The organism is Streptomyces sp. NPDC044719, from assembly GCF_056433405.1.
The window spans coordinates 1-11603 of record NZ_JBWKHE010000011.1 but is presented as its reverse complement, the minus strand read 5'-3'; the positions used below and the strand labels follow the sequence as shown (position 1 = coordinate 11603).

Genomic DNA, 11603 nt, shown 5'->3' with positions numbered 1-11603 from the left:
CGCTTCCAGACCCTACCTGGGCGGGTGTCGATTGAAACCCCTAGATCACAAAGACGGTCGGGGTGTGTCCGATCTTCACCCTTGCGCTCTCCCTCACGCCAGGGGAATACCCACCGAACATGAATGGAACCCAGCCGGAGGTAGGGTCGAAGTGTTCAACACCCGTCAGAGCTGGCCGGATTCCCGATACGGCTCGACGCATGAAACGGCAGGAGACATGAGCGTGCAGCAGGAGGCCGGGGTCGACGGCGAGGCTCTGGAGGTCTGGATCGACCAGGACCTGTGTACCGGCGACGGCATCTGCGCCCAGTACGCGCCCGAGGTGTTCGAGCTGGACATCGACGGTCTGGCCTATGTGAAGGGCGCCGACGACGAGCTGCTCCAGGACAAGGGCGCCACAACGCCCGTACCGCTGCCGCTTCTCACGGACGTGGTCGACTCCGCGAAGGAGTGTCCGGGCGAGTGCATCCACGTGCGTCGAGTTTCGGACAGGGCCGAGGTCTACGGCCCGGACGCGGAGTGACTCTTTCCGCACACTCCGTCACTACTGTCTGATATCTCACACGCACCGGCGTGGACGCCTCACACGCTGCGAGCGCCGGACGGGGTCGAGCGGACGAACGCGCCGTTCTGCCAACGCCATTTCACGTCGCTCTTGACGTCGGGGCAGCAACGCGGCACGTCGGCCGACGAGTAGCCGAAGAGGGTGGCCGTGACGGCGCCCTGACGTACGGCGAAGTCACCGACGGTGTTGCCGTCCTTGAGGGCGAGCAGGGTGGCCACCACGCGCGGCTTGCCGCCGTCGCCGTCCCGGGTGAGGACGTAGACGCCGTCCGGCGGGGTGCCCATCGGGGAGTCGCAGTGGACCACGGCCACCGTCTCGGGGGAGCCGTCGCCGTCTAGGTCTCCGGAAGCCCGCTTCTTCACCACGGCCTTCACCGGGCCGCACTCGATCGGGAACGTCACCGCTGCCGCGTCGGGCGGAGCGACGGCCGCCGGAGCGCTTCCGGTCTCGGGGGCGGCCGCCTGGGCCGCTGTCGCCGCACCCGGCTGCAGGAACGAGGAGAGGGCCATGACGCCGGCGACGGCCGTGGCGGTGGCGAGCCAGTGGATGGGGCGGGTGTGGGTGTGGGCGAGCTCCGGGACGGCGGAAGGCTGCACTAGGAGTGTCTCCTGAGGGCTGTGCCGGTGGATGGCCAAGGGGGATGGCCAAGATGGTGCCACACGTCACACCCCGTGGGAACGGCGGGGTGTGCCCGTCCTGTGCCGGGGAAGTCAGAAGGGTTACGGTTCCTGCCGCTGTGTCAGTGGGCCGGTTTCAGCACGGGTCGCTGCCGCCGCGCAGCACGTCGACGCTGCGGGCCGCGGTCGTGTTCCGTCAGGTCAACCGATGGGCGCCATGGTTCACCCGCGGCGGCCACCAGGGGCGACGGAAGAGGCAACGGAAAGGCGCCGTGGCGGAGTTCCGGAGTGGATCCGGGAACTCCGCCACGGCGCCTGTGCGTTGGGTGCGGCGGCGGGTCGCCTCAGCGGCCGGAGCCGCCGTCGGCGTTGGGTCCGGCGTAGTCCTCGCCGTAGGCGCCCTTGGCGGGGCGGCGGCGGCGCATGGGCGGCTCGACGCCGTCGGCGAGGCGGCGGGCGGTGAGCAGGAAGCCGGTGTGGCCGATCATCCGGTGGTCCGGGCGGACGGCCAGGCCCTCGATGTGCCAGTTGCGGATCATCGACTCCCAGGCGCTCGGCTCGTTGAAGCAGCCGATCTCGCGAATGGACTCGACGGTCCGGGCGAGCTGGGTGGTGGTCGCCACGTAGCAGCACAGGATGCCGCCGGGGACGAGCGCCTTGGAGACGGCCTCCAGGCACTCCCAGGGTGCGAGCATGTCGAGGATGACGCGGTCCACGTCGGCGTCGGACAGGTTGTCCTGGAGGTCACCGACGGTGAGCTGCCAGGCGGGGTGCGGGCCGCCGAAGTAGCGCTCGACGTTCGCCTGGGCGATCTCGGCGAAGTCCGCGCGGCGCTCGTAGCTGTGCAGCATGCCCTGGTCGCCGATGGCGCGCAGCAGGAAGCTGCTGAGCGAGCCGGAGCCCACGCCGGCCTCGACGACGCGAGCGCCGGGGAAGATGTCGGCGAAGGCGAGGATCTGCCCCGCGTCCTTCGGGTAGACGACGGCTGCCCCGCGGGGCATGGACAGGACGTAGTCGGGGAGCAGGGGGCGCAGCGCGAGATAGGCGACGTTACCGGTGGTGCGGACAACGCTGCCCTCGGGAGCACCGATCAGTTCGTCGTGGGGGAAGGAACCCTTGTGGGTGTGGAAGTTCTTCCCGGCCTCGAGCGTGAACGTGTAGTGGCGGCCCTTGGGGTCGGTCAGCTGAACCTGGTCCCCGACCTTGAAGGGCCCGCGCCTGCGGGCGGCACCGGTCGGTTCGGACATGTGAACAGCCTACCGGTCCCCGGAGGGGGTGCCGACCACTTCAGCTGGGCCTCGCCATGGCCTTCACGAAGGCCCGCTCCACGTCGGCCGCCGACAGGACGCCGTAGATCTCGCCGGTCTCCTCGACGACGAGGTACTCGGTGGCGGGCGTCGCTCTGAGGGCGTCGAGGAGTTCCTCCCCCGACAGTTCCGCCGAGACGCGCATGCCGTCGGTGAGGTCCTGGGCGAGGCCGCTGACCGCGACCCAGGGGCGGCGGTGTTCGGGTACGCCGACGATGGCGGCCTCGCGGACCAGCGAGAGGGGGTTGCCGTCGGCGTCGACGACGACCAGGGCACGGGCGCCGGCGGTGTTGGCGCGGCGCAGGGCCTCCGAGAGCGGGGTGTGGGTCTCGACCGGAACGGCGCGGCGGGTGAGCGCACGGGCGCGCAGCTCGGGGAGGTGCTCGCGCAGCCGGGCCATGCGCAGGCTGTTGCCGGCGCCGGTCCAGATGATCGCGGCGAGGATGGCGGCGAGCAGGGCGTCCAGCACGGTGTCCATGCCGACGTTGTCGACGGCGTCGGAGCCGAGGGCGCCGGACTGGGTGAGCAGCGGCAGGCCGATGAGGACGGAGACGGCGAGGGCGCGGCCGACCCAGGCGGCGGCGACGGTGCCGGCCATCGGCTTGCCGGTGATCTTCCAGATGACGGCGCGGAGCATGCGGCCGCCGTCGAGGGGCAGGCCGGGCAGGAGGTTGAACGCGGCCACGATGAGGTTGGAGATCATCAGGCCGGCCAGCAGGACGCCCGGGACGGTGCCGGGGTCCACGGTCTGCATGGCGAGGTAGAAGACGCCCGCGAGCAGGAGGGAGAGCAGGGGCCCGACGAAGGCGAGCACGAACTCGCGTCCGGGGGTCTCGGCCTCCTTCTCGATCTCGGAGACGCCGCCGAAGAACTGGAGCTGGATGCGGCGGACCGGGAGCTTGAAGCGGAGGGCGGCGACCGTGTGGGCCAGTTCGTGGACGAGCACGGAGGCGTAGAAGGCGACCGCGAAGAAGAGGGAGACCAGGTAGCGGGCGCCACCGAGCTCGGGCAGCACGCGCTCCAGCTGCCCGCCGAACACCCAGGTGATCAGCGCGGCGACGAGGAACCAGCTGGGCGCGACGTAGACGGGCACCCCGAAGGGCCGTCCCATGAGCAAGCCGCCCCGGGGCTCCGGAGGCCGCTGGGGGGCGGGTCCCTTGCCGTCGGCGGAGTGGGCGAGGGGGCGCTCACCGGTGCCGGGCGCGGCGGGCTCGGTACGGCTTGTCGGGTCAGGGGTGGATGGCTGCTGCCCGCGGTCCGTGGCACCGGGGTCCGGGGGCGGGGTCGCACCGCCGTGCTGACCGGTCCCGGAGCCACCCGCCGAGCCGGGCTTGCGCAACGACGGACCGTCCCCTTCGGCCACGCCGGAGTCCTGGTCCGCGGCGGAGTCGGCCTCGGACTCGTCCGGTCCGGTCGGCGGTTTCGGCGCGGGGTCCGCCGCCGGGGCGTCTTCGTGCCGCTCGGGGGTGAAACGCCGTCCGTCCGTGGGCTGTTCGTCGGCGGGGGTCGGGTCGGTGGCCCGGGCCGGTGCCCCTGCGTGGCGCTCGGCCGACTCGTCGTTGCCGGACCGCGGCTGCCCGCGCCCGCCGCTCTCGTCCACCGGTGTCCCCTCGTTCGAAGCGTCTCCCGCGCCTGAAGGCCGGGAGGGTCTCGAGTCGATGGTATGCGTCCGTCGAGGTGCGTTCCGCCGCGGCACCCCTGTGTTTCCCCGTCCCTCCCCTCCCTTCCCGGCTTCCGGCGTCGCACACGGCCCGACCGCGGCTGGGTCACTGTCAGTGGCGGGCCGTATGGTCTGGGGCATGGAGACGAGCACCGAGGGCGCCGCGCAGCCCGACAGCAGCCCTGCCGCGGCGGTGGATCCGCCGGTCCCGGCCGGGTCCGTGGAGGCGGGCATCGAGACGACGGTGGAGACGGTGACCGGGGCCGCGCCCACCGCCATACCGCCCTCGGCGCTGTCCCCCTCACGTGCGAGCGACTTCATGCAGTGCCCGCTGCTCTACCGCTTCCGGGTCATCGACCGGCTGCCGGAGAAGCCCAGCGAGGCGGCGACCCGGGGCACGCTGGTGCACGCGGTGCTGGAGCGGCTCTTCGACGCCCCGGCGGCCGAGCGCACGGCGCCCCGGGCGAAGTCGCTGATCCCGGGCCAGTGGGACCGGCTGCGCGAGTCGCGGCCGGAGGTCGTGGAGCTGTTCGCGGACGATCCGCAGGGCGAGCGGCTGGCGCGCTGGCTGGGCGAGGCGGAGCAGCTCGTCGAGCGCTGGTTCTCCCTGGAGGACCCGAGCCGGCTGGAGCCGGCCGAGCGGGAGCTGTTCGTCGAGACCGAGCTGGACTCCGGGCTGCGGCTGCGCGGGATCATCGACCGGGTCGACGTGGCCCCCACGGGCGAGGTCCGGATCGTCGACTACAAGACAGGGAAGGCCCCGAGGCCCGAGTACTCCGAGGGCGCCCTGTTCCAGATGAAGTTCTACGCCCTCGTGGTCTGGCGGCTGAAGAACGTGGTGCCGCGGCGGCTCCAGCTGGTGTATCTGGGCAGCGGTCAGGTGCTGACGTACGACCCGGTCCTCGCCGACCTGGAGCGGGTCGAGCGCAAGCTGCTGGCGCTGTGGGAAGCGATCCGGCTGGCGACGGAGACGGGCGACTGGCGGCCGCGCCCCACGAAGCTGTGCGGCTGGTGCGACCACCAGGCCCACTGTCCGGAGTTCGGCGGTACTCCCCCGCCGTACCCGTTGCCGGTGAGGGCGGCGGAGTCCGGCGGGCCCGCGCAGGGCAGAATGGGGCCGGACTAGCGAAGGAGACTTACGTGGCCATCCGCGTCCTACTGGTCGATGACCAGCCGCTGCTCCGCACGGGCTTCCGGATGATTCTGGAGGCCGAGCAGGACATCGCGGTCGTCGGCGAGGCCGGAGACGGCCTCCAGGCGCTCGACCAGGTGCGGGCCCTGCAGCCCGACGTGGTCCTGATGGACATCCGCATGCCGCGGATGGACGGTGTGGAGGCGACCCGGCAGATCACGGGCCCCGAGCGGGACGGCCCGGCGAAGGTGCTGGTGCTGACCACTTTCGACCTCGACGAGTACGTGGTGGAGGCGCTGCGCGCCGGTGCCAGCGGCTTCCTGCTGAAGGACGCCCCGGCCAACGAGCTGGTGCAGGCCATCCGGGTCGTGGCCGCGGGCGAGGCGATGCTCGCGCCGAGCATCACGCGCCGGCTGCTCGACAAGTACGCCACGCACCTGCCCTCCGGTGACGAGCCGGTGCCGGACACGCTGCACACGCTCACCGACCGCGAGGTCGAGGTGCTGAAGCTGGTGGCGCGCGGGCTGTCGAACGCCGAGATCGCCGCCGACCTGTTCGTCAGCGAGACCACCGTCAAGACGCACGTCGGGCACGTGCTGACCAAGCTGGGCCTGCGCGACCGCGTGCAGGCCGCGGTGTACGCGTACGAGAGCGGGCTGGTGCGCCCCGGCGCACAGTAGGCTCCCAGGCCCGCGGACACGTGAAGGGCGCCCCCGGCCGAGGCCGGGGGCGCCCTTCACGTGTGTGCGTCACGCGTCCTTGCTCAGCTCCCAGAAGCGGAACACGGTCGACGCGTCGAGGCAGTACTCCAGTCCGTAGACACCTTCGCGTGCGACCGCGTACTGCTTGGCCTGCCACACCGGCAGGACGGGCAGTTCGTCGGCGACGATGTCCTGCAGCTCCCCGAACTCCTTGTCGGTGGCGGCGCGGTTGGTCAGGGCCGCGGTGCTCGGGATGAGCGTGCCGGTGATGGTGTCGTTGTCGTAGTTGTTGCCCAGCACGTTGCCCTTGCCGAAGAAGGGGGCCGTGAAGTTGTCGGCGTCCGGGTAGTCGGGCACCCAGCCCTTCACGTAGACGCCGTACTTGCCGGCCGCGATGTCCTTCTCGTACTGGGCGAAGGAGACCGACTTGACGTCCGCGTCGAACAGGCCACTGGCGTTGAGCTGGCCGGCGATGGCCGTCAACTCCTGGTCGGTGGCGGGGCCGTAGCGGGACGGGGTCGACCAGAGGGTCAGCTTCACCTTGCCGGTGATGCCGTCGGCGCGCAGCGCGTCGGCCGCCTTGGACCGGGAGGGGCGGGCGCCGTAGGTGTCGAAGAAGGCCGTGTTGTGGCCCGCGACACCGGCCGGGATGATCGAGTACAGCGGGGTCGCGGTGCCCTGGTAGACGTTCTTGATGAGGGCTTCGCGGTCGAGCAGGTGGGCGATGGCCTTGCGTACGCCGATCTTTCCGGCGACCGGGTCGTCCATGTTGAACACCAGGTGCTGGACCTCGGCGCTGCTGCCCTCGACGACCTCGGTGCCGGTGCCGTCGTCGGCCTTCTCCATATCGGCGATGTCGCCGGCGGTGAGGCCACGGTAGGCGATGTCGACGTCCTCGTTCTGGATGGCCTGCTTCAGGGCGGTCTGGTCGCCGTCGAAGAACTTCAGGGTCACGCCGGTGTTGCTCACCTTGGCGGTGCCCTTGTAGTTCTCGTTGACGGAGAAGACGGCCTGGCCGTCGTCGAACGAGTCGAGCTTGTAGGGGCCGGAGCCGACGGCCTTGCCGTCCTCGCGCAGCTTGCCCGCGTCGTACTCGTCGTGGTTGACGATGGAGCCGGCGCCGGAGGCGATCTTGCTGGGGAAGGTGGCGTCGGACGTGTTGAGGTGGAAGACGACCGTCTGCTCGTCCGGGGTCTCGACCTCGTCCAGCGTGGGGAACATGATCGCGGGCCCGTCGGGGTCGTTGATCTTCAGCATCCGCTCGAAGGAGAACTTGACGTCCTCCGAGGTGAGCGCGTCACCGTTGCTGAACTTGAGGCCGTCCTTCAGCGTGCACCGGTAGACCGAGCTCTGCGTGTCGGTGAAGGCGCAACTCTCGGCGGCCTCGGGCTGCGGTTCCGTGGCGCCCTTGGGGAAGCTGAGCAGCGACTGGAAGACGTTGTTGAACAACAGCCAGGAGCCGGGGTCGTAGCCGGAGGCCGGGTCGGTGGCCAGGACGTCGTCGGACATCCCCACCACCACGTTGGAGCCTTCCCCCGCGGAGTCCCCGCTCTCCGTGCCGCAGCCGGTCAGCAGGCCGGAGGCGAGCCCCGCCGCGATCGGCAGGACCGGCCACTGCTTGCGTATGTTCACGTGTGTGCCTTGTCGTCGGTTCTCGAGAACACCCGGAGCATGTCCCTGGCTCCGGGGCACGGCTCCCCGGGGGCCGTGGTCACAGGCCCCGGGGTTCCAGCGGGTACGTCAGCCGCTCACGCCTCTGCCGAGCTCCCACAGCTGCAGCGTCGAAGAGGAGTTGAGCGCGTAGGCGGTACCCGTGATGTCGTCGCGCGCGGCGACGTACTGCTTGCCCTGCCACAGCGGCAGCACCGGCACGTCGGAGGCGACGATGTCCTGAATGTCCGTCAGGCTGGTGGAGGCGGACAACCGGTCCGCCTCGCGGCGGGACTCCGGGATCAGGGTGTTGCGGATCTGGCTGTTGTCGTACGGCGAGCCAAGGGTGTTGTCCCTGTCGAGGAACGGCGCGAGGAAGTTGTCGGCGTCCGGGAAGTCGGGGAACCAGCCCATGCCGTAGACGTCGTACTCACCCTTCTTCTCGGCCGGGCGGAACGTGTCCCACGGTGTTCCCTTGATACCTACGTCGAACAGGCCGCTGGAGTTCAGCTGGTCGCGCAGGACCTCGAACTCCTTCTTGGTGGCCGGACCGTAGTGGTCGGTCGTGTAGTGCAGCGTCAGCTTCACCGGCGTGGTGATGTTCGCCTGGTTCAGCACGGAGCGGGCCTTGGTGACGCTGGCGTCGCCGTACTTGTTGAAGAACGAGTTGGAGTGGCCCGTGACGCTGGCCGGGACCAGCGAGTACAGCGGCTCGGCCTGGGAGCCGTAGACCCTGGAGACCAGCTCGCTGCGGTTGACGACCTGGGCCATCGCCTGGCGCACGGCCTTGGACTCCACGGTCGGGGCGTCGGTGTTGAAGCCCAGGTAGCGGATCTCCAGGCCGGGCATCTCGACGAGGTCGATGCCGGTGTCCGCGTCGCCCGAGAGCTTGCGGATCTGGTCCGGCGACATGGTGCGGGTCATCAGGTCGATGTCGCCCTTGTCGATGGCCTCGCCCATGGCGTCGGCGTCCTTGTAGGAGACCATGTCGACCTTGTCGTTGTTCACCTTCAGGCTCCCCTTGTAGTCGGGGTTCCGGGTGAACTCGGCCCTGACCAGCTCGTCGTTCTCGACGTCGGCCTTGAGGGTGTACGGGCCGGAGCCTTCGAGCTCGAAGCCGTCCCGCAGCTTGTCCTTCGGGTAGTCGTCGGGGTCGACGATGCCGGCGACCGGGGTCGACAGCTTGTACGGGAAGGTGGCGTCGGCGGTCTTCAGATGGAAGATGACGTCCTTCTCGCCCTGTGTCTCGACGGTGTCGATGGTGGACAGCAGCGCGAACACGCCGCTGTCGGCCTTGAGTGAGCGGGCGCGGTCGATGGAGTACTTCACGTCGGACGCGGTGACGGGGTCGCCGTTCGCGAACTTCAGGCCGTCGCGCAGGGTGCAGGCGTAGCGCTCGTTGCCCGTGTCGGTGAAGCCGCATCTCTCGGCCGCCTCCGGCACCGGCTCGCCCTCGCCGCGCGGCTGGATCATCAGGGTCTGCACGGTCTGGCGCAGGATGTTCCAGGTGCCGACGTCGTAGGCGTAGGCCGGGTCCAGGGGGGCGGGGGCGTCCTTCGAGGCGGTGAACCGGTCCGTGGTGCCGACGACGATCGCGCCGCCGCCGTCGCTCCCGCTGTCGGACCCGCCGCAGGCGGCGAGCACCGGCGCGAGCAGGCCGATGACGGCCGGCAGCACCAAAGTCTTGCGGTTCATGCTCGAGTTTCTCCAGAGCTGTCTACTCCGTGTATCCGGCATGCAGGGGTGGCGCAGCGGATCACGGGGGTGGGGCGATGTTCTCGCAACGAGATTAGTCGGGGCCGGCAGGAAGGTTCGCAGCGACCGGAGTTGAGCCCCCATCACGCTGCGGAACCGGACGTGGACACACTGAAAACCCGATGGCGGAAGCTTTGGTGCAGCGTTCCACCAATCGGGACACAAAGGCACGTCAGGAGCCCCCCACGGCACACGCGGGAGCCGCTGTCGACCCCTGGCCGCGTGGGGAACGTCACACTGCAAACGGGTTCGGAGTACGGTAATTCGCCCGCCCGGAGATCATCCGGAGAGGGTCGAATTCATCTACGAAATTGCCGTCTTAACTCCGCTGCACGCTGGGTGAACAGCTAGCGCATTTCCGTCATCAGCCCGTGCAGAAATGTCAGGTCGACCTCTTCGAGGGAGGTGACGACCGTACGGCGGAGGGCCGGGGTGATGGGGGCCACGGAGGGCACCGCCACGACATGGCAGCCCGCGGCCTCGGCGGCGGCAACGCCGGTCGCGGTGTCCTCGATGACGGCGCACCGGGCCGGGTCCGCGCCGAGTCCGGCGGCGGCGGCCAGGTACGGGTCGGGGTGGGGCTTGGTGCGCGGCACCTCGTCACCGGCCACCGTCAGACGGAAGTGGTGCGCGCCCAGCGAGGTCAGCACCCGGTCGATGATGCGCCGGTGCGAGGCGGAGACCAGGGCCGTCGGGATCTCGTACTCGTACAGCTCCGCCAGCAGCCGGCCGGCGCCCGGCATCAGCGGCAGTGCGCGGTCGATGCGGTCCTCGAAGCCGTCGTTGAGCAGCACGGTGAGCTCGTCGAGGGTGATGTCGGCGCCGGTGGCCTCGATCAGGAACCCCGCGCTGCGGGTCATGGGGCCGCCGACCACGACATGGCGCCAGGACTCGTCGAGCGTGTGGCCGAGGGAGGCGAAGACCTCGGCTTCGACCTCCCACCAGAAGCCCTCCGTGTCCACCAGAGTGCCGTCCATGTCGAGGAGCACCGCCTGCAGGGCGGAGCCCTCGGCCGTGCGGGTTCCGAGCGCGGGGACCGTACTGGTCATCCACGTACCTCCTTGAGGGACGTTCAGGCCGGCTCCCACGAGGGGAACCGGCCTGCGGTGGACCGACCAGTCTACGTCGTGCGCGGACGAAGCGCCTCTTTTGGCCCGTGTGCCCGGTGGGGCGGCTCAGCGGGCGTTGAAGTACTTCGCCTCCGGGTGGTGGATCACGATGGCGTCCGTGGACTGCTCGGGGTGCAGCTGGAACTCCTCGGACAGGTGGACGCCGATGCGCTCCGGCTGGAGCAGGTCGGCGATCTTGGCGCGGTCCTCCAGGTTGGGGCAGGCGCCGTAACCGAGGGAGAAGCGGGCGCCCCGGTACTTCAGCTCGAACATGCCCTGCATCTCGTCCGGGTCCTCACCGGCGTAGCCGAGTTCGGAACGCACGCGCGCGTGCCAGTACTCGGCGAGCGCCTCGGCCAACTGCACGGACAGCCCGTGCAGTTCGAGGTAGTCGCGGTAGGCGTTGGCCTCGAACATCCGGGCGGTCTCCTCGCCGATGCGCGAGCCGACGGTGACGACCTGGAGGCCCACGACGTCGGTCTCGCCGGACTCCTCCGGGCGGAAGAAGTCGGCCAGGCACAGGCGGCGGCCCCGGCGCTGGCGCGGGAAGGTGAAACGGGTGCGCTCGTTGCCCCGGTCGTCCAGGATGATCAGGTCGTCGTCCTTGGAGACGCACGGGAAGTAGCCGTAGACCACGGCCGCCTCCAGCAGGTTCTCCGTCTGGAGCCGGTCCAGCAGGCCGCGCAGCCGGGGCCGGCCCTCGGTCTCGACAAGCTCCTCGTACGACGGGCCCTCGCCGGTGCGGCTCTGCTTCAGGCCCCACTGGCCCTTGAACAGGGCGCCCTCGTCGAGCCAGCTCGCGTACTCCTTGAGCTGGATGCCCTTGATCACGCGCGTGCCCCGGAAGGGCGGGGTGGGCACGGGGTTGTCGGTGGCGACGTCGGAGCGGACGTGCCCCTCCTCGGGGCGCTCCTCGACTTCGGCCGCGGCGGTGGCCCGGACGCGGCGCTGCTTCAGCTCGGGCAGCTTCGCTCCCGGCACGCCCCGCTTGACGCCGATCAGGGCGTCCATCAGGCGCAGTCCCTCGAAGGCGTCGCGGGCGTAGCGGACCTCGCCCTGATAGATCTCGTGCAGGTCCTGCTCGACGTAGGCCCGGGTGAGGGCGGC

The 11603-nt window shown here is 70.3% G+C and carries 10 protein-coding genes; 3 read left to right on the top strand and 7 right to left on the bottom strand.

The features are described from left to right. The first annotated feature begins 217 nt into the window (after positions 1–217). Positions 218–523, top strand: coding sequence for a ferredoxin (locus tag AC07DF_RS35775; protein ID WP_382497846.1), 306 nt, complete (start codon positions 218–220; stop codon positions 521–523). Positions 524–582: 59 nt separating this feature from the next. Here the strand turns inward: AC07DF_RS35775 and AC07DF_RS35770 are convergent, their stop codons facing one another. The 3 genes from AC07DF_RS35770 to AC07DF_RS35760 all read right to left on the bottom strand — a co-directional run bounded on the left by AC07DF_RS35770 (position 583) and on the right by AC07DF_RS35760 (position 4089). Continuing rightward, on the bottom strand, positions 583–1161 hold the full coding sequence (locus tag AC07DF_RS35770) for a hypothetical protein (protein ID WP_478980810.1): 579 nt from the start codon (positions 1159–1161) through the stop codon (positions 583–585). Between the two features lie 365 nt (positions 1162–1526). Further along, positions 1527–2429, bottom strand: a complete 903-nt coding sequence (locus AC07DF_RS35765) for a tRNA (adenine-N1)-methyltransferase (protein WP_033311897.1) — start codon at positions 2427–2429, stop codon at positions 1527–1529. A gap of 40 nt (positions 2430–2469) precedes the next feature. Beyond that, the gene (locus tag AC07DF_RS35760) at positions 2470–4089 is read right to left on the bottom strand and encodes a site-2 protease family protein (protein WP_478980807.1); all 1620 of its coding nucleotides are present in this window, start codon (positions 4087–4089) and stop codon (positions 2470–2472) included. Positions 4090–4288: 199 nt separating this feature from the next. Between AC07DF_RS35760 and AC07DF_RS35755 the strand changes: the two genes are divergently transcribed. Together AC07DF_RS35755 and AC07DF_RS35750 are read left to right on the top strand one after the other, a co-directional pair. After that, positions 4289–5275 (top strand): RecB family exonuclease, encoded by a 987-nt coding sequence (locus AC07DF_RS35755; protein WP_478980805.1) that lies wholly within the window; start codon positions 4289–4291, stop codon positions 5273–5275. A gap of 14 nt (positions 5276–5289) precedes the next feature. Further along, positions 5290–5961 (top strand): response regulator, encoded by a 672-nt coding sequence (locus tag AC07DF_RS35750; protein ID WP_018570356.1) that lies wholly within the window; start codon positions 5290–5292, stop codon positions 5959–5961. A gap of 69 nt (positions 5962–6030) precedes the next feature. Here AC07DF_RS35750 and AC07DF_RS35745 read toward each other — a convergent pair whose 3' ends face one another. The 4 genes from AC07DF_RS35745 to AC07DF_RS35730 form a co-directional block, all read right to left on the bottom strand. After that, entirely contained in the window at positions 6031–7614 is a 1584-nt protein-coding gene (locus tag AC07DF_RS35745; RefSeq protein WP_478980803.1) for an ABC transporter substrate-binding protein, read from the bottom strand. A gap of 108 nt (positions 7615–7722) precedes the next feature. After that, complete coding sequence (locus tag AC07DF_RS35740) at positions 7723–9327, bottom strand: ABC transporter substrate-binding protein (protein WP_478980801.1); 1605 nt, start codon at positions 9325–9327, stop codon at positions 7723–7725. 407 nt (positions 9328–9734) lie between these two features. Continuing rightward, positions 9735–10436 carry an HAD family hydrolase gene (locus AC07DF_RS35735; RefSeq protein WP_478980799.1) on the bottom strand — a complete coding sequence of 234 codons (702 nt, stop codon included), beginning with the start codon at positions 10434–10436 and terminating at the stop codon, positions 9735–9737. A gap of 126 nt (positions 10437–10562) precedes the next feature. Beyond that, on the bottom strand, positions 10563–11603 hold a 1041-nt coding region (locus AC07DF_RS35730), incomplete at its 5' end, for a vitamin B12 dependent-methionine synthase activation domain-containing protein (RefSeq protein ID WP_478980797.1).